15 protein-coding genes are annotated in these 17,459 nt (G+C 75.4%); 8 read left to right on the top strand and 7 right to left on the bottom strand.

The annotated features are described in order from the left end of the window. Nucleotides 1-54: 54 nt before the first annotated feature. The 5 genes from ACFO3M_RS00605 to ACFO3M_RS00585 all read right to left on the bottom strand — a co-directional run bounded on the left by ACFO3M_RS00605 (nt 55) and on the right by ACFO3M_RS00585 (nt 5,480). Nucleotides 55-1,734, bottom strand: coding sequence for an MDR family MFS transporter (locus ACFO3M_RS00605; protein WP_387984999.1), 1,680 nt, complete (start codon nt 1,732-1,734; stop codon nt 55-57). Between the two features lie 70 nt (nt 1,735-1,804). Next, nucleotides 1,805-2,407 carry a TetR family transcriptional regulator gene (locus ACFO3M_RS00600; RefSeq protein WP_387984997.1) on the bottom strand — a complete coding sequence of 201 codons (603 nt, stop codon included), beginning with the start codon at nt 2,405-2,407 and terminating at the stop codon, nt 1,805-1,807. A gap of 63 nt (nt 2,408-2,470) precedes the next feature. Beyond that, complete coding sequence (locus ACFO3M_RS00595) at nt 2,471-3,043, bottom strand: hypothetical protein (protein WP_387984994.1); 573 nt, start codon at nt 3,041-3,043, stop codon at nt 2,471-2,473. 73 nt (nt 3,044-3,116) lie between these two features. Next, complete coding sequence (locus tag ACFO3M_RS00590; protein ID WP_387984991.1) at nt 3,117-3,935, bottom strand: IclR family transcriptional regulator domain-containing protein; 819 nt, start codon at nt 3,933-3,935, stop codon at nt 3,117-3,119. Nucleotides 3,936-3,986: 51 nt separating this feature from the next. Next, nucleotides 3,987-5,480, bottom strand: a complete 1,494-nt coding sequence (locus ACFO3M_RS00585) for an amidohydrolase family protein (RefSeq protein ID WP_387984989.1) — start codon at nt 5,478-5,480, stop codon at nt 3,987-3,989. Between the two features lie 212 nt (nt 5,481-5,692). On the opposite strand from ACFO3M_RS00585, the gene ACFO3M_RS00580 reads away from it, so the two are divergent. The 7 genes from ACFO3M_RS00580 to ACFO3M_RS00550 all read left to right on the top strand — a co-directional run bounded on the left by ACFO3M_RS00580 (nt 5,693) and on the right by ACFO3M_RS00550 (nt 14,424). Continuing rightward, nucleotides 5,693-6,886, top strand: a complete 1,194-nt coding sequence (locus ACFO3M_RS00580) for a CaiB/BaiF CoA transferase family protein (RefSeq protein ID WP_387984986.1) — start codon at nt 5,693-5,695, stop codon at nt 6,884-6,886. After that, the gene (locus ACFO3M_RS00575) at nt 6,883-7,704 is read left to right on the top strand and encodes a citryl-CoA lyase (RefSeq protein WP_387984983.1); all 822 of its coding nucleotides are present in this window, start codon (nt 6,883-6,885) and stop codon (nt 7,702-7,704) included. The genes ACFO3M_RS00580 and ACFO3M_RS00575 overlap by 4 nt, the downstream gene beginning before the upstream one ends. Next, entirely contained in the window at nt 7,697-8,572 is an 876-nt protein-coding gene (locus ACFO3M_RS00570; protein ID WP_387984980.1) for a DODA-type extradiol aromatic ring-opening family dioxygenase, read from the top strand. Before ACFO3M_RS00575 ends, ACFO3M_RS00570 begins: the two co-directional genes overlap by 8 nt. Next, nucleotides 8,569-8,928 (top strand): hypothetical protein, encoded by a 360-nt coding sequence (locus ACFO3M_RS00565; RefSeq protein WP_387984977.1) that lies wholly within the window; start codon nt 8,569-8,571, stop codon nt 8,926-8,928. The genes ACFO3M_RS00570 and ACFO3M_RS00565 overlap by 4 nt, the downstream gene beginning before the upstream one ends. A gap of 17 nt (nt 8,929-8,945) precedes the next feature. Further along, on the top strand, nt 8,946-9,917 hold the full coding sequence (locus ACFO3M_RS00560; protein ID WP_387984974.1) for a zinc-binding dehydrogenase: 972 nt from the start codon (nt 8,946-8,948) through the stop codon (nt 9,915-9,917). A 186-nt stretch (nt 9,918-10,103) separates the two neighbouring features. Then, nucleotides 10,104-11,636 (top strand): S8 family serine peptidase, encoded by a 1,533-nt coding sequence (locus ACFO3M_RS00555; protein ID WP_387984971.1) that lies wholly within the window; start codon nt 10,104-10,106, stop codon nt 11,634-11,636. 235 nt (nt 11,637-11,871) lie between these two features. After that, nucleotides 11,872-14,424: a putative bifunctional diguanylate cyclase/phosphodiesterase gene (locus tag ACFO3M_RS00550; protein ID WP_387984968.1), complete on the top strand. Its 2,553-nt coding sequence runs from the start codon at nt 11,872-11,874 to the stop codon at nt 14,422-14,424. A 23-nt stretch (nt 14,425-14,447) separates the two neighbouring features. Here the strand turns inward: ACFO3M_RS00550 and ACFO3M_RS00545 are convergent, their stop codons facing one another. Further along, nucleotides 14,448-15,041: a helix-turn-helix domain-containing protein gene (locus ACFO3M_RS00545; protein WP_387984966.1), complete on the bottom strand. Its 594-nt coding sequence runs from the start codon at nt 15,039-15,041 to the stop codon at nt 14,448-14,450. A gap of 59 nt (nt 15,042-15,100) precedes the next feature. Here ACFO3M_RS00545 and ACFO3M_RS00540 point away from each other — a divergent pair, with 59 nt between their 5' ends. Beyond that, a complete protein-coding gene (locus ACFO3M_RS00540) occupies nt 15,101-16,699 on the top strand; it encodes an FAD-dependent oxidoreductase (protein WP_387984963.1) in 1,599 nt (532 codons plus the stop codon). On the opposite strand, the gene ACFO3M_RS00535 is transcribed toward ACFO3M_RS00540, so the two are convergent. Then, the gene (locus tag ACFO3M_RS00535; RefSeq protein ID WP_387984960.1) at nt 16,669-17,451 is read right to left on the bottom strand and encodes an esterase/lipase family protein; all 783 of its coding nucleotides are present in this window, start codon (nt 17,449-17,451) and stop codon (nt 16,669-16,671) included. The two genes, ACFO3M_RS00540 and ACFO3M_RS00535, sit on opposite strands and share 31 nt — an antisense overlap. Between the last annotated feature and the right edge of the window lie 8 nt (nt 17,452-17,459).

The following is a 17,459-nucleotide window of genomic DNA, read 5'->3' as shown; positions in this document are numbered from 1 at the left end:
GCGGGTCCCGGGCCACCGGGGTACAGCGCTCGCCGGGGTGCCGCCCCGGCACGGTCAGACGGGCAGCGCGTCGTCGTCCCGCTTCTGCGGCGTCGGCCCGGGCGCCGGGACGGCGGCCTGCGCGCCGGACCGCAGCAGGGTCGCGAGCTCCTCCTCGGACTCCACCGCCTCGCCGCGGGCCACCATGCCGGCGTGCTCGGCGAGCGGGATCTCCCTGAGCACGAAGGACAGCAGCAGGGCGACGGCGAGGATCGGCACCAGGTACCAGAACACCGGCGCGAGCGAGTCCGCGTAGGCGTCGACGATCGCCGTCCGCAGCGGGTCGCCGGCCGCGTCGACCGCCGACGGCACGAGGGTGTCCGGTGAGGTGATGCCCGCGGCGGCCGCCTGCTCGGCGTTGCCGGTCAGCGCGCCGGTGAGGTTCTCGGCCAGCCGGCTGGTGAACAGCGTCCCGAACACGGCGACGCCGAGGGTGGCGCCCACCTCGCGGAAGTAGTTGTTCGTCGAGGTGGCGGTGCCGATCTGGGTGGCCGGGACGGCGTTCTGGGCGGCCAGGACGACGTTCTGCATGATCAGCCCGAGCCCGCAGCCGAGCGCGAGGAACATCGCGCCGATCGTCCACAGCGACGTGTCCCCGGCCAGCGTGGTCATCCAGACCATCGTGGCGAGGATGACCGCGACGCCGGCGGTGGTGAACCGCTTGTAGCGGCCGGTGCGCAGGATGACCCCCGCCGAGCTCTGGATCGTGAGGATGATCCCCGCGGTCATCGGCAGCATGAGCAGCCCGGAGTTCGCGGCCGACAGCCCGGAGCTCATCTGCAGGAACGTCGGCATGAACGCGATCGCGGAGAACATGCCGAGGCCCACGGCCATGCCCATCGCGGTGGCGACGACGAAGGTCGGGTTGCGGAAGAGCGACAGCGGCACGATCGGCTCGACCGCGCGCCGCTCGACGAGCACGAACGCGACCGCGCAGACGACGAAGGCCGCGGCCAGCGCCAGCGTCCACGGGTCGGTCCAGCCGTCGCTGCCGCCGAGGTCGGTGAAGAGCACCAGCGACGTCGTGGTCGCCGACAGCGCGACGATCCCGGCGACGTCGAGCGGGGTGGTGCTGCGCCGGCGCGGCAGCGACAGCGCGAACCAGCCGATGAGGAAGGCGCCCACGCCGACCGGCACGTTGATCCAGAAGCACCACTCCCAGCCCAGGGCCGCGGTGTCGGTGAAGAAGCCGCCGACGAGCGGCCCGGCGACGGCCGACAGGCCGAACAGGGCGCCGATCGGGCCCATGTACCTCGCGCGCTCCCGGGCCGGGACGATGTCGGCGATGATCGCCTGCGACAGGATCATCAGCCCGCCGCCGCCGAGGCCCTGGACCCCGCGCCAGACGACGAACCAGGTGAAGTCGGGCGCGAGCGCGGCGCCGATGCTGGCGACGGTGAACAGGCCGATCGCGACGAGGAACAGCGTGCGCCGGCCCCACAGGTCGCCGAACTTGCCGTACACGGGCATGACCAGGGTGGTGGCCAGCAGGTAGGCGGTGGTCACCCACGCCATGTGCGAGACGCCGCCGAGCTCGCCGACGATGGTCGGCATCGACGTCGAGACGATCGTCTGGTCGAGGGCGGCGACGAGCATCCCGGCGAGCAGCGCCGAGAAGATCAGGTTGATGCGGCGGCGGGTCAGGACGATGGGCGGGGCGGTGCCGTCGGGCGGCGGGTTCACGTCGTTCTCCACGGGTCGTGCGACGGTGCCGCGGGCGCGCGGCACCGAGGGGGCGAGCGGACGGCGCCGGCCGCTCGGGGGATCAGGGGCGCGGGGCGGGCAGCCCGGCGGCGAGCGCGTCCCAGGCCTCGTCGACGAGGCGGGGCAGCGGAACGGTGAAGTCGGCGGCCAGCCAGCGGTGCAGCGCGGTGCGCAGGGCGACCCCGGCGACGGCAGCCAGCAGGGTGGGGTAGGCGTCGACGCCGACCCGGGTGCCGGTGCGGGCGGCGACGGCGTCGGCCAGTGCCCGCTCGGAGGCGCCGAAGGCGGCGTGCAGGCGGGCCAGCAGGACGGGGTGCTCGTCGATGACGCGCAGCCGCAGCGGCCACACGCCCTCGGGCTCCTCGGCCATCGCGGCGGCCTGCCCGGCCTGCACGGCGCGCAGCGCGGTGACCGGGTCCTCGCCGGCCGGGCGCGCCGTGAACCGCTCGGCGACGAGCGCGGAGTCGGCGGGGTCCAGGCCCAGGACGGCGTCGTCCTTGGTGGGGAAGTAGTTGAAGAACGTCCGCGGGCTGACCCCGGCGCGCTCGGCGACGTCGTCGACCGAGACGGCGTCGAGCCCGCGCTCGGCGACCAGGTGCAGCGCGGCGGCGTGCAGCGCCGAGCGGGTGGCGAGCTTCTTGCGCTCGCGCAGGCCGGAGGTCACCCGGACATGATCCCGGGAAACGTGCAGTCCGTGCAAGCTTGCGCGGACTGCACGGCGTGTCGCTCAGTCGCGGTCGCGCTGCCGCTCGATCGCCTCCAGCACCGTCCTGCGGCCCCTGCCGAGATCGCGCTCGGCCCGCTCGGCGCGGTCGAGCTGGGAGTCGCCGTGCATCTCCGCCACCTTCTCGCGGGCCTCGGTCGCCTTCGCGTCGACCAGCTCGGCGGCCCTCCGGGCCTCCTTCGCGGCGTCGGTGTTCGCCACGTGCTGCTCGTCGGAGCCGCGCTTGCGTGCGTCGGTGGCGCGCTCCTCCTCCTCCTCGGACAGCAGCTCCCAGGCGGCGTCGGGCAGGTACCGCTTCGTCCCGCCCTCACCGCGGGCGCGGTCGTCGCCGTCGGCGGTGTGCCAGTCCTGCCGGGTCCACTCCTGCAGGTGTCGCTGCGACGCGCTGCGCTCGCCCTCGTGCCGGTAGCCGCCGCCGGCCTCCTCGTACTCGGAGGCCAGCAGCTGGCTCTTGCGGGCGCTCCACTGGCCGGGCCGCCCGCCCCGGTCCCCGGCCTTGATCTCCTCCTTGAGCCGCGCGCGCAGCTCCGGGTCGGTGTAGTCCTCCTCGTAGTCCTCTGCCGACTTCCCGCTCATAGGACGGGGACTACCCATCCGGTCGCCCCTCATCCGCCGCGTCCCACCCGGCCGTGTCTCATCCGACCGTGTCTCATCCGACAGAGCGGGAGCGGTCCACCTCCACGTGCGGGCGCGACTGCCAGCGCGCCCAGTCCGCGCTCACCTCGCCGGCGGTGCGCAGCAGCGCGGGCAGGTGCTCGGCCAGCAGCCGCTCGGTCGAGGTCTCGGCGGCGTGCACGGTCACGTTCATCGCCGCGCGCACCGCGCCGGTGCTGTCGCGCACCGGGACGGCGACCGACCGCACGCCGGGCGCGAGCTCCTCGTCGGCCAGTGCCCAGCCGCGGGCGCGCACCTCGGTCAGCTCCTCACCCAGCTGCTCGGCCGTGCGCCCGATGTAGGGCGGCAGCCCCGAGCGGCTGGGCTCGGCGAGGGTGGCCTCGAGCCGGTCGGGCGGCAGGGCGGCGAGCAGCACCTTGCCCTGCGAGGTCTGGAGGGCGGGGAACCGCGTGCCGATCTCGACCCGCAGGGTGATCAGCTTGGGCACCGACACCCGGGCCACGTAGACGATGTCGGACCCGTCGAGCTGCGCCATCGACGACGACTCGCCGGTCCGCGCGACCAGCGCCTCCATGTGCGGCCGGGCGAGGTCCCACAGCCCGAGCGCGCCGACGTAGGCCATCCCGAGCGACAGCACCCGCGGGGTCAGCGAGAACGTCCCGCCGGCCGACCGCACGAAGCCCAGCTCCTCGAGCGTGAGCAGCAGCCGCCGCGCGGTCGGCCGGGCCAGCCCCGCGGCGGCCGCCACCTCCGACAGCGTCATGGCCGGCCGGTCGGCGCCGAAGCAGGTGAGCACGTCGAGCCCGCGCGCCAGCGCCTCGACGAAGTCCGGCCCCTCACCGCGTCCGGCCACGACCGCACCCCCTCCTCCGGGATCGGGATCCCACGTACCCGGGCCGGGTCGTCACCGTTCCCAAGAGAGGTGGCGCTCGAAGGCCTCCTCCCGGGCTGCGTGCGTGGTCTCGGAGCGGTAGTCGGTGTACTGGTACGGGTTGTCCAGGACCTCGGCCGACGGGAGCTCCGGGTCCATGCCCACCTGCCAGACGTCCTCGCCCATGTCGGCGCGCAGGTGCTCGACGGTGGCCTCGACCTCGCGCCGGACCGCGGCCAGGTCGACGCCGACCAGCCGGTGCTGCGACTTCACGACCCGCCCGTCGACGAGCACGGTGTGCACGTCGCCCCGCTGCGCCTGGAACGCGACGTGGCCGTACGGGTTGAGCAGGGGGAAGGACGCCGGCGAGGCGTCGTTCTTGACCAGCACGACGTCGGCCTTCGCGCCGGGGGTGAGCCGGCCGAGGTCGTCGCGGCCCAGTGCCGCCGCCCCGCCGCGGGTGGCCCAGGAGACGACGTGCTGTGCGCGCAGCGCCAGCTGGGTCACCGTGTCGCCCTTGAGGTGGGCCTCGAAGTGCTCGCGCGAGCGGTCGGCGCCCAGCGTGGCGCGCATCGCCGAGAACAGGTCACCGCTCCACCACACGCTGGTGTCCATCGACAGGGACACCGGGATGCCGTGGGCGCGCACCTGCCAGGTGGGCGGGTAGCCCTGGCCGGCGCTCTGCTCGGACTCCGTCGACACCGAGACCGACCCGCCGGTGGCGGCGATGCGGTGGTAGCTGTCGGGGGAGAGGGACGCGGCGTGCACGTACACCGTCTCCGGCGTCGCGAAGCCGTGCTCGTGCATGAGCCGGATGCCGTCGTCGTTGGTGGCGCCCCAGACGCCGGCGTGCGTGGTCACCGGCAGGCCGAGCTCGCGGGCCACCTCGAACGCGGCCTTCTCCGGGAACGCCGGGTCGCCGGTGACGTCGAAGGCGATCTGGAAGCCGAGCAGGTCGCCGGCGCCGGTGCGGCGGCGCTCGAGGAACGCCTGCACGGCCTTGTCCGCGGTCCACTCCCACGGCGCGGCCTGGATGTTGCCGTAGGCGAGCACGTACCGGCCGGGCACCGACTGCAGCGCGTCGACGGCGGCCTCGGCGTGGTCGACCGTCTGCAGCCCGTGCGACCAGTCGACGACGGTGGTGACCCCGGCCTCGAGTGCCTCGAGCGCGGCCAGCCGGTTGCCCGCGGCGACGTCCTCGGGGCGGAAGCGGCGGCCGTGCTCGAGGTAGTACCAGACGAAGTACTGGGTGAGGGACCAGTCGGCGCCGTAGCCGCGCATCGCCGTCTGCCACATGTGCCGGTGGGTGTCGATCATCCCCGGCATCACGATCCCGTCGGTGGCGTCGACCTCCTGGGCGCCCTCGGGCGCCTCCAGCGCCGGGCCCACGGCCGCGATCCGGTCGCCGACGACGAGGACGTCGGCGTCGCGCAGCACCGTGCCGGCGTCGTCCATCGTCAGCACCGTGCCGCCGCGGAACACGACGGGGCGACCGGCCTGCGGCGCCGGGGTCTGGGGCTCGGTCATCGTGCTCTCCTCGGACGTCGCTGGCTCGACGGACACCTGTCCGCTGGGCGGACACGCCGTGCGGACCGGGCCACCCTGCTCGTGACCTGCCGCACATGTCAAGACGACGCCCGTGCGGTTGACACGGCTCGGTAGGGGTGCCGAGACTCGGCGCGACCGGCGGACGACTGTCCGCTGGTGCCAGCCCCGATGCCGAGGAGCGCGACGCGACGATGACGGCAGCACCCGGCGCGCCGAACCCCGAGGGCCCCCTCGCCGGCCTGCTCGTGGCCGACTTCTCCCGGATCCTCGCCGGCCCCTACGCCACGATGCTCATGGCCGACCTCGGCGCCGAGGTGGTCAAGGTCGAGGGCCCGCGCGGCGACGACACCCGCACCTGGGCACCGCCGGTCCGGGACGTGGGCGGCGAGGGGGTGTCCACCTACTACCTGGGCGTCAACCGCAACAAGCGGTCCGTGGCGCTGGACCTCGCCGACGACGCCGACCTGGCCGCGGCCCGCGAGCTCGCCCGCCGCGCCGACGTCCTGGTGGAGAACTTCAAGCCCGGCGGCCTGGCCCGCTTCGGCCTCGACTACGACACGGTGGCCGCCACCAACCCCGCCGTCGTCTACGCCTCCATCAGCGGCTTCGGCAGCGGCCCCGGCGGGCGGTCGCTGCCCGGCTACGACCTCATCGTGCAGGCCATCTCCGGGCTGATGAGCCTCACCGGCGACCCGGGCGGCGACCCCTACCGGGCCGGCGTCGCCGTCTTCGACGTCATGGCCGGCCTGCACGCCACCATCGGTGTGCTGTCCGCGCTCAACCAGCGGCACGCCACCGGCCGCGGCCAGCACGTCGAGGTGAACCTGCTCTCCAGCGCACTGTCCGGGCTGGTCAACCAGACCTCGGCGTACGTCGCCGGCGACGTCGTCCCGTTCCGGATGGGCAACAGCCACCCCAGCCTGTTCCCCTACGAGCCGCTGCCCTGCGCCGACGGCGACCTGATCGTCACTGCCGGCAACGACGGCCAGTTCCGCAAGCTGTGCGAGGTGCTCGGCGTGCCCGAGCTGGTGGAGGACCCGCGGTTCCTGCACAACGAGGACCGCACGGCCAACCGCGAGGAGCTGCGGCCGCTGCTGGTCGAGCGGCTGAGGACCCGCACCAAGATGGAGTGGTTCCGCGACATCATCGCCGCCGGTGTGCCGTGCGGGCCGATCAACACCGTCGACCAGGGCGTCGCCTTCGCCGAGGAGGTCGGACTGGACCCCGTGGTCACGGCGGGGGAGGGCGGCGCCGCCGTCCCCTCCATCCGCAACCCCATCCGGTTCTCCGAGACGGCGGCGCGGTACCGCTTGCCACCGCCCGCGCTCGACGAGCACGGTGCGGAGATCCGCCGCTGGCTGGCCGAGGGCGAGGAGACGCCGTGACCGAGGACGGGTACCCGACCGCGCTGGGCGCCTCGAGCCGCGAGTCGATCACCCTGCTCGGCACCGACCTCGCGCGCGACGTCATGGGCACGGTCGGCTTCGGCGAGCTGGCGTTCTGGCTGGCCACCCAGCGCCGGCCCACGCCGGGGGAGACCCGGGTGTTCGAGGCGGTGCTCGCCGCGCTCGCCGACCACGGCTTCACCCCGACGGCGATCGTCACCCGGCTGACCTGGCTGTCCGCGCCGGACTCGGTGCAGGGCGCGCTCGCCGCCGGGCTGCTCGGCGGCGGCTCCCGCTTCCTCGGCGTCACCGAGGACTGCGGCCGGTTCCTGCACGACGTCCTGGTGTCGGCGGGCGAGCTCCCGGCCGACGACGCCGGCTGGGACGCCCTCGCCCTGGAGACGGTCACCGCGCAGCGCGCGGCCGGCCGGTTCGTCCCGGGTCTGGGCCACCACGTGCACAAGGACGGCGACCCGCGCACGCCGCGGCTGTTCGAGATCGCGGGCGAGGAGGGCCTGGTCGGCCCGCACCTGTCGCTGTTCGCCGCGATCGGCCGGGTGCACCCGCAGGTGCTCGGGAGGACGCTGCCGCTCAACGGCGCCGGCGTCTGCGGCGCCGCGCTGGCCGACCTCGGCCTGCCGCTGGAGCTGCTGCGCGGCTTCGCGCTGCTGGCCCGCACCGCCGGGCTGATCGGCCAGCTCGCCGAGGAGCTGCGCCACCCCGTGGCCAACCGGGTCTTCCTGTCGGTCGACCTGGACAACCGCTCCGTCCCGCCGGACCCCTACGAGCCCGAGACCCTGGGAGGCAGTCATGGCTGAGGTGGCCGCGGTCATCGCGTCGACCCACCACCCCTTCTACTACCGCGCGAGCACCTCGACCGGCGCGGACCGGCCGCCGTTCGCCGACGAGTGGGTGGCCAAGATCGAGCGCTTCCGCGAGACGCTCACCCGGGCCGAGCCCGACGTGCTGGTGATGGTCGGCAGCGACCACTTCCACCAGCTGTGGCTGGACAACATGCCGCAGTTCCTCGTCGGCAAGGCGCCCTTCTTCGACGCCAACTGGTACAACGAGGAACGCGAGTTCGGCCTGCCGCGGATGACGCTGCGCGGCGAGGAGGACCTGGCCGCGCACCTCCTGCGGGACGGCCTCGACCGCGACTTCGACCTGGCCTTCTCCAACGAGCTGCGGATCGACCACAGCATCACGTGCCCGATCATCACGCTGCGCCCGCAGGCCGACCTGCCGATCGTGCCGGTCTACACGAACATCTTCGCCCCGCCGCTGCCGCAGCCCCGGCGCTTCGTGCAGCTCGGGAAGGCGATCCGGGAGATGGTCGAGTCCTGGGAGTCGGACGAGCGGGTGGCGATCATCGGCACCGGCCACCTGTCGCTGGAGCTCGGCGGCCCGCGCCAGTTCGGCGAGCACGGGCCCGACCCGGAGTTCGACCGCAAGGCCGTCGAGTGGATCGCCTCCGGCGACGTCGAGGGCTGCCTGGCCGAGGTGTCGCTGGACTCGCTGCACGCCCCGGGCAACGCCACCCACGGCTTCATGGACTTCATGCTGATGATGGGCGCCGCCGGCGAGGGGCAGAAGGCCGACCACGTCGACACCCTCGACCTGTTCCACACGATGGAGGCCTACTTCACCTGGTACCCGAACGGCGTCCCGGCGGAGGTGCGGCGGTGAGCAGGTACCTGCTCGACAAGTTCCTCTTCACCGTCGACCGCGACCCCGCCCTCGTCGAGCGCTACCGCGAGGACCCGGCCGGCACGGTCGAGTGGTGGGAGGCCGAGATGGCCAACAAGATCCTCAACTGCACCGACGACGAGCGGTCGACCTGGCTGGAGTTCACCGAGGACGAGCGGCGGGCGCTGCGCGAGCACGACCACGTGACGCTGTTCCAGATGGGCGCCCACCCGTTCCTCACGCTCACGCTGTTCATCGCGATGTTCGAGCGCGACCACGGGCCGCTGGAGTACCAGAAGGCCTACGGGAAGGCGATGGAGCACATCACGCTGCCCTATCCCGACATCACCACCTGACGTGCGGGTCACCTGACGTGCGCGCCGCCGTCGTCCGCGCGCCCGGGACGCCGCCCGAGCACGCCGAGCACCCCGACCCCGCCGCCGGGCCGGGCCGCACGCTGGTGCGGGTCACCGCCGCGCCGATCGTGCCGCTGGACCTGCTGTGCGCGTCGGGCACGTCGTACTTCGGCGCGCCGGCGGTGCCCTACGTGCCGGGCGTGCAGGGCGTCGGCGTCGTCGAGGAGTCCGGCCGGCTGCCGGCCGGCACCCGCGTCTGGTTCGCGACGTCGGCCGGCATGGCGCCCGGCGACGGCAGCCTGGCGCAGCGGTGCGCCGTCGACGACGAGGACCTCGTGCCGCTGACCGCCGGCCTGCCCGACGCGGCGGTCGCGGCGATCGGCCTGTCCGGCGTCGCCGCGTGGATGTGCCTGACCTGGCGCGGGCGGCTGCAGCCGGAGGAGACCGTCGTCGTCCTCGGGGCCGGCGGCGCGGTGGGCCAGGCGGCGGTCGGCGCGGCGCGGGTGCCCGGCGCCGGGCGGGTGGTGGCGGTCTGCCGCTCGACCACGGCGCGGGAGCGGGCCCGCGACGCCGGCGCCGACGCCGTGGTGCCGCTGACCGGCGACGCCGACGGGCTGGCCGCCGCGCTGGCGCAGGCGTGCCCCCGCGGCGCGCACCTCGTCGTCGACCCGGTGTTCGGCGTCGCGGCGACCACGGCGTCGCGGGTGCTGGCGCCGGGCGGGCGGCTGGTCAACCTGGGCGGGGCGTCCGGCGACGAGGCGGTGTTCTCCTCGGCGGTGCTGCGCGGCCGCTCGGCCGAGGTGCTCGGCTACACCAACAACGCGCTCACCCCGCGGCAGCGCCGCGACGCGCTCGGCGCGGTCCTCACCGCGGCCGCCGCCGGCCGGGTCGCCGTCGCGCACGAGACGGTGCCGCTGGCCGACGTCGCCGGCGCCTGGGCGCGGCAGGCCGCGGGCGACGCGGGCGTCCGGCTGGTCGTCGTCCCCTGAGGTCCGCCCGCGAGTGGCGCGGAGCGGGCCGTCACGTCGGCTCCCCTCTTCGGGTGGCACCTCCGCCCCTCGGGGAGACACGAAGCGCAGTGATCCCGCTACTGGGAGTGCCACCCCGACCGGGGCGGTCTCACGGATGAGATGGGCACACCACATGCAGTCACCACGCACACCCGGACCCCGGCGATGAGCCGCGGTCGGGGGCGTCGAGCCGGACGCGGGATCGCCGCGCTCGCCGCGACCACCGCGGCGCTGGGCGGGTTCGTCGCGACCGCCGGGCCGGCCGGCGCCGCCCCGCTCGGCTACGACGTCAGCGCCAAGGGATCGCTGTACCACATCGCCCAGGCGGTCGGGGCGCACGACTCCTACCGGGCCGGCTTCACCGGCCGGGGCATCGGCGTCGCGCTGATCGACACCGGCGTCACCGAGGTGCCCGGGCTGGACACCGGCAACGTCGTCAACGGGCCCGACCTGTCCTTCGACAGCCAGGACCCGGAGCTGGCGCACCGCGACGCCTACGGGCACGGCACCCACCTGGCCTCGATCATCGCCGGGCGGGACGTCGCCGGGACCCCGGTGTCCTACACCGACCCCGGCCGGTTCAACGGCATCGCGCCCGACGCCACCCTGGTGGACGTCAAGGTCGGGGCCAGCGACGGCGCGGTCGACGTCACCCAGGTCATCGCGGCGATCGACTGGGTCGTCGAGCACCGCGACGACAACGGGATGAACATCCGCGTCCTGAACCTGTCGTACGGCACCGACTCCACCCAGGACACGCGCACCGACCCGCTGGCCTTCGCCGTCGAGCAGGCGTGGAAGGCCGGCATCGTCGTGGTGGTCGCCGGCGGCAACGACGGGTCGACCAACCACAACCTGGCCAACCCGGCCCGGGACCCCTACGTCCTGGCGGTCGGCGCGGCCGACACGCAGGGCACCGTGGACCCCGTCGACGACACCGTGCCCTCGTGGGCCACCCGCGGCACCAACCAGCGGCACGTCGACGTCGTCGCTCCCGGTGTCTCGGTCACGGGCCTGCGGGTGCCCAACGGCTACGCCGACGAGCGGCACCCCGACGCCCGCCGGGGCACCCGCTTCGCCGTGTCGTCGGGGACGTCGCAGGCCGCCGCGGTGGTCAGCGGCGAGGTCGCCCTCCTGCTGCAGGAGGACCCGCGGCTGACCCCCGACCAGGTCAAGCGGCAGATCATGTCGACGTCGTCGCCGTTCGACTCCACGACCAACCAGTACCGCGGCAACGGGCTGACCGACGTCCGCCAGGCGCAGGTCAAGCCGAACAACAACACCACCCAGTCGCCGCAGTTCTACGGCACCGGCACCGGCTCGATCGAGGCCTCCCGGGGGACGTCGCACGTCGACCACGACGGGGCGCTGCTGCAGGGTGAGGTCGACGTCTTCGGCAACGCCTGGGACGGCCGCGCCTGGGCCACCGCGTCCGCCCGGCAGACGGCGTGGGTGGGCGGCCGCTGGCGCGGCCACCTCCTCACCGGTGACGGCTGGGAGGGGACGACCTGGCGCACCGTCGAGTGGACCCAGCCGGCCTGGGACACCCGCCAGTGGCGCGACGCGTCCTGGACGACCCGGCAGTGGCGGGACGGCTCGTGGACGAACACGACGTGGTCGACCCGCCAGTGGCGCGACGCGTCCTGGTCGACCCGCCAGTGGCGGACGGCCGACCTGTCCAGCGCCTCGTGGTCGTGACCGCGGTCGTGGGCGTGGTCCGGCGCCCCGGGACGGCCGGCCGTCCCGGGCCGCGGCCCCCTCGCGGGCGGCCACCGGCCGGTCCGCCGCGCGGGACGCGGACGTGGGGTCGGGCGGGCCGCGGCCCCTCGCGCCGCGGCTGACCCTCCCGGGTGACCAGGGCGGGGTGCGACTGCAGGTCGCACCCCGCCCTGCCGTCGTCGTGGGGGAGGAACCCCCACCGAGGAGACGACACGTGGACGACCAGGAGACCGGCGGGCACGCGGGGCGGCGCCCGTCCCGGCCCACGCTGTGGGTGCTGGGCATCACGACCGCGCTCGTCGCACTGACCGGCCTCGCGCTGTGGGCGGCGCCCGTGGCACCGGCCCTGCACACCGGCCCGCACGGCGGGCTGTCCCTCCCGTGGTGGGTCCTGGCCCTCGGCTTCGCGGCCACCGAGGCCACCGTGCTGCACATCCAGGTCAAGCGCGAGGCCCAGACGGTCGCCGTCAGCGAGTTCCCCCTCGTGCTCGGCCTCTTCTTCGCCGGCCCGCTCCCCCTGCTGGCCGGGCGCCTCGTGGGGTCGGCGGCGGTGCTGCTGTTCCACCGCCGGTCAGCACCGCTCAAGACCACCTTCAACCTCGCGCTCGCCGGGGCCGAGACGGGGATCGCGGTCCTCGTCTTCGGCGCCGTCGGTCACCTGGGGGAGGGGAGCCCCCTGCTGTGGCTGGCCGCGCTCCTCGCGGCCCTGCTGGCCAACGCCGTGGGCATCGTGGCCATCGGCCTGGTGATCGCCGTGTTCGAGGGCGGGCTGCGGCCCGCGGCGCTGGCCCGCGAGGCGGTGACCGGGCAGGCGGTCGCGCCGATGGTGGTGGCCGTCGCCCTCGTGGCCGTCACCAGCCTGGCGGCCGACGTCCGCAGCGCCGTCCTCCTGCTGCTGGCCGCCGCGGGGCTGCTGGCCGCCTACCGCGCCTACGCCGCCCTCAGCGACCGGCACCTCAACCTCGAGCGGCTCTACCGCTTCACCCAGGCGGTGACCAGCTCGCCCGAGATCGACGTGGTCCTGGGCAACGTCCTCGGCGAGGCACGTGAGCTGCTCAAGGCCGAGCGCGCCGAGGTGGTCTTCCCCGCCCCGGGCGGCGGGCAGGTCGCCCGCGTCCTGCTGGGGCCCTCGGGCCGGCTCTCGCGGTCGGAGGAGCCACGGACACCCGTGGACGAGTGGCTGCTGCAGGCGGTGGTCGGCGGCGACGAGGCCCAGCTCCTGCCGCGGACGACCCGGCACACCCCGGCGCGCGCATGGCTGGCCGCCCGCGCCGCCCACGAGGCGATCGCCGTTCCCCTGCGCGGCGGGGCCGGCACGGTCGGCGTCCTCGTCGTCACCGACCGGCTCGGCGACGTGCGGACCTTCGACGAGTCGGACGTGCTGCTCCTCGAGACCGTCGCCAACCACGCCAGCGTCGCGCTGCAGAACGGCGAGCTGGTCGACAGGCTCCGGCACGACGCCCTGCACGACGCCCTCACCGGACTCCCCAACCGCGCGTTCCTGCAGCGCCGGCTCGCCCCCGCGCTCGACGACGTCCGTGACGGCCGCTCCGCCGGCGCGGTGGTGATGATCCTCGACCTCGACGGCTTCAAGGAGGTCAACGACACGCTCGGCCACCAGCAGGGCGACGCCCTCCTGGTCGAGGTGGCCGCCCGGCTGGTGTCCGCGGTCGGCGAGGCGGGCACGGTCACCCGGCTGGGCGGCGACGAGTTCGCCGTCCTGGTGACCGACACCGCCGACGAGGACCGTGCCGTCCGGCTCGGCCGGCGGCTGCTGCGGGCCCTCGAGCAGCCCGTGGCCCTCGACGGCCTCGAGGTCGAGGTCGGTGGGTCGCTGGGCATCGCCCTGGCGCCGGCACACGCCACCGACCCCGCCGGCCTGCTCAAGCGGGCCGACGTCGCGATGTACGACGCCAAGGGCACCGCACGCGGCCTGCGCGTCTACGCGCCCGACCTGGACACCGGCGACCCGCGCCGGCTCGCGCTGGTCTCGGAGCTGCGCACCGCACTGGCGACCGGCGGCATCGAGGTGCACGTGCAACCGCAGGCGCGGACGACCACCGGCGAGGTCGTCAGCGTCGAGGCGCTCGTCCGCTGGGACCACCCGGAGACGGGGCGGATCTCCCCGGAGGAGTTCGTGCCGATCGCCGAGCGCACGGGTCTGATCGGCGCGCTGACCACCCGCGTCCTCGACCGGTCGCTGGCCGCCTGCGCGGCCTGGCGGGCCGCGGGCCACGACCTCGGCATCGCGGTCAACCTGTCCGCGCGCAGCCTGCACGACGCCGACCTCGTCGACGAGGTCGCCCGGCTGCTCGCGCGGTACGGCGTGCCCGCGGGACGGCTCACCCTGGAGGTGACGGAGGGCTCGGTCATGGCCGATCCCGCCCGTGCCATCGCGCTGCTGCACCAGTTGCGCGACCTGGGGGTGCGGCTGTCGGTCGACGACTTCGGCACCGGGTACTCCTCGCTCTCCTACCTCAAGCGGCTCCCCGTGCACGAGGTGAAGATCGACCGCAGCTTCGTGACGGGACTGCAGAACGGCTCCGAGGACGTGGCGATCGTCCGCGCCGTCACCGATCTCGGGCGGCACCTGGGGCTGGAGGTGGTGGCCGAGGGCGTGGAGGACGCCGCCACCTGGGAGCTGCTGCGCGAGATGGGCTGTGACCTGGTCCAGGGCTGGCACCTGAGCCGGCCCATGCCCGCCGCCGAGCTGCTGCCCTGGCTGCGGCTCCGGCCCGTCGCTCCGGCGGTGCTCCGCGCCGTCTGACCCGCCGGGGGCCCGTCCAGCGCTCAGCGGCCGCGGGGTGCGGCGCGCACGTGCACGCGCTCGCCCTGCGGGCCGAAGAGGGCGAGCACCTCGGTGGGCCGGTCGTCGGCGTTGCCCAGCCAGTGCGGCGTGCGCGTGTCGAACTCGGCCGCCTCACCGGCGGAGAGGACGACGTCGGTGTCGCCGAGCAGCAGCCGCAGCCGGCCCGACAGCACGTAGACCCACTCCCACCCCTCGTGCGAGCGCTGCTCGCCCGGCTCCCCGCCCCGGCGCGGCGGCAGCACCAGCTTGTAGGCCTGCAGGCCGCCGGGGCGGCGGGTGAGCGGGATGAACGTGGCGCCGTGCCGGGTGATCGGCTTCAGCCGCACCCGGGGGTCGCCGGTCTCGGGGGCGTCGACCAGCTCGTCGAGCGGCACCTGGTGGGCGCGGGCCAGCGGCAGCAGCAGCTCCAGGGTGGGCCGGCGCTGCCCCGACTCCAGCCGGGACAGCGTGGACACCGAGATGCCGGTGTCCTCGGACAGCTGGGTCAGCGTCGCGCCGCGCTGCCGGCGCAGGTCGCGCAGCCGCGGGCCCACCGCGTCGAGGACGGCGTCGAGGTCCGCGTCGGGATCGGTCACGTTGCCAGTATGGCAAAGGGGTTTGCCTGATCCGCGACGGCGGGTGCACCGTGGGCGGTATGGACGAGACGTACGACGTGGTGGTCATCGGCGGGGGAGCGGCGGGCCTGTCCGGCGCCCTCGCCCTGGGGCGGGCGCGGCGCTCGGTCGCCGTCGTCGACGAGGGGACGCCGCGCAACGCGCCGGCGCACGAGATGCACAACTACCTGGGCCGCGACGGCACGCCCCCGGCCGACCTGCTCGCCGCCGGGCGGGCCGAGGTGGCGGGCTACGGCGGGGTGCTGGTCGACGGCACGGTCACCGCGGTCGGCGGGGCGGCCGGCGCCTTCACCGTGGAGCTCGCCTCCGGGCGGGTCCTCGGCGCGCGGCGGCTGCTGGTCACCACCGGCCTGACCGACGAGCTGCCCGACATCCCGGGGGTGCGCGAGCTCTGGGGCACCGACGTCCTGCACTGTCCCTACTGCCACGGCTGGGAGGTGCGCGACCGGGCGGTCGGGGTGGTCGCCACCGGCCCGATGTCGCTGCACCAGGCCCAGATGTGGCGGCAGTGGAGCGCCGACGTCGTGTTCTTCCTGCACACCGCGCCCGAGCCGGACGACGCCACCGCCGAGGCGCTGGCCGCGCGCGGCGTCCGTGTGGTGCGCGGCGAGGTCGCGGCGCTGGAGACCGAGGGCGGCCGGCTCACCGGCGTCCGGCTGGCCGGCGGCGAGGTGGTGCCGCGCGCCGCCGTCATCGTGGCCCCGCGGTTCACCGCCCGCTCGGCCGTGCTGGCCGGGCTGGGGCTGGAGACCCAGCCGTTCCGGATGGGAGAGGCGGTCGTCGGCTCGCACGTGCCGGTCGACGCCCGCGGCGCCACCGCGGTGCCCGGCGTGTGGGCGGCCGGCAACGTCGCGGACCCGAGCGCCCAGGTGATCGGCGCCGCGGCGGCCGGGCTGGGGGCCGGCGCGCAGATCAACGCGGACCTGGTCGCCGAGGACACCCGGGCCGCCGTCGACGTCATCCGGGCGATGAGCGACCCGGAGTACGGCGCGCAGTGGTGGGAGGAGCGCTACCGCACGCACGACTCCGGCGTGTGGAGCGGCCGGGTCAACGACGTCCTGGCCACCGAGGCCGCCGACCTGCCGCCGGGCCGCGCGCTGGACGCCGGCGCCGGCGAGGGTGGCGACGCCGTCTGGCTGGCCCGCCGCGGCTGGACGGTGACCGCGCTCGACCTCTCCCGCACCGCGCTCGACCGGGCGGCCGCGGCGGCCGAGGCGGCCGGGGTGTCGCTCGAGACCCGCGAGGTCGACGTCTCCTCGTGGCAGCCCGGCGAGGAGCGGTGGGACCTGGTGACCGCCTCGTTCCTGCACTTCCCGCCCGGCACCCGCGACGCCGTGCTGCGGACGCTGGCGTCGGCGGTGGCGCCCGGCGGCACGCTGCTGGTGACCATGCACGACGGCAGCGACGTCGCCCACGGCATCCAGCGGCCGGGCCTGCCCGACTGGTACGCCACCGGCGGGCAGATGGCCGCGGTGCTCGACCCCGGCGACTGGGAGGTCCAGGTGGCCGAGGCGCGGCCGCGCGCGGCGCGCGGGCACGAGCACGGATCGGCGCACGCCGCCGACGCGGTGCTGCGGGCGCGACGCCGTCAGCCGGTGACGTCGTCCTCGCTCGTGTAGAGCAGCCGCAGCCGGGCCGGCGGGGTGAACGGCCGCCAGCCGTCGCGGGTCTGGGCCAGGCGGTCGGCCACCAGCCACAGCACCGCCGGGTCGTGGCCCATGCCGAGGTGGCTGGCGTGCACGCCGACGTTCTCCGCGCGCGGCCCGGGCGTCTGCCGGCAGGCCCGCCAGTCGACGACGCCGTCCCAGCGCGAGTACACCGCGGTGCTCGGGACCGGCAGGCCGCCGGTGAGGCCGCCCCGGCCGCGCGGCACCGCGTGCAGGTGGCGGTAGCGGGCGTAGGCGCGGGCGCCGGGGCTGTCGTCGGGCGGGCCGCCGGCCAGCCCGAACGGCGAGCCGAGGCTGATCACCTGGCGGACCAGGCGCGGCACGCGCAGCGCCAGCCGCCGGGCGTAGATGCCGCCCAGGCTCTGCCCGACGATGCTCACCGGGCCGGCGTGCTGGTCGGCCAGCCGCTGCACCAGCCGGGGCAGCTCGTCGGTGATCTCCTTGGTGGGGCCGCGGTTGCGGCCGAGCTCCCAGCCGACCACCGGGTAGCCCAGGCCGCGCAGCCAGCGGCGCAGCGTCGCGGTGGAGACGTCGGAGGCCATCAGGCCGGGCAGCACGAGCACCCCGTGCGGCTCGCCGCGGGGTGCGCCGCGCAGCAGGGGGTAGGTCAGCGCGAGCGCGCCGGCGCTGGCCGCCGCCCGCACGGGCTCGGTGGCGGCGAGCAGGCGGCGGCGGGCTTCCGGGCTGTTGGGGGCGTCGGTCACGGTCGTCC

The sequence above is a fragment of the Geodermatophilus arenarius genome, from assembly GCF_042654585.1.
Lineage (GTDB): Bacteria > Actinomycetota > Actinomycetes > Mycobacteriales > Geodermatophilaceae > Geodermatophilus > Geodermatophilus arenarius.
Note: the sequence above shows the minus strand (reverse complement) of the source record. Positions and strands in the feature narration are given on the sequence as shown.

Coding starts and splice junctions, on each gene's coding strand:
- ACFO3M_RS00570 (WP_387984980.1), top strand. CDS start 7,697: ATGGCTGAGGTGGCCGCGGTCATCGCGTCGACCCACCACCCCTTCTAC.
- ACFO3M_RS00585 (WP_387984989.1), bottom strand. CDS start 5,480: ATGACCGAGCCCCAGACCCCGGCGCCGCAGGCCGGTCGCCCCGTCGTG.
- ACFO3M_RS00580 (WP_387984986.1), top strand. CDS start 5,693: ATGACGGCAGCACCCGGCGCGCCGAACCCCGAGGGCCCCCTCGCCGGC.
- ACFO3M_RS00595 (WP_387984994.1), bottom strand. CDS start 3,043: ATGAGCGGGAAGTCGGCAGAGGACTACGAGGAGGACTACACCGACCCG.
- ACFO3M_RS00555 (WP_387984971.1), top strand. CDS start 10,104: ATGAGCCGCGGTCGGGGGCGTCGAGCCGGACGCGGGATCGCCGCGCTC.
- ACFO3M_RS00540 (WP_387984963.1), top strand. CDS start 15,101: ATGGACGAGACGTACGACGTGGTGGTCATCGGCGGGGGAGCGGCGGGC.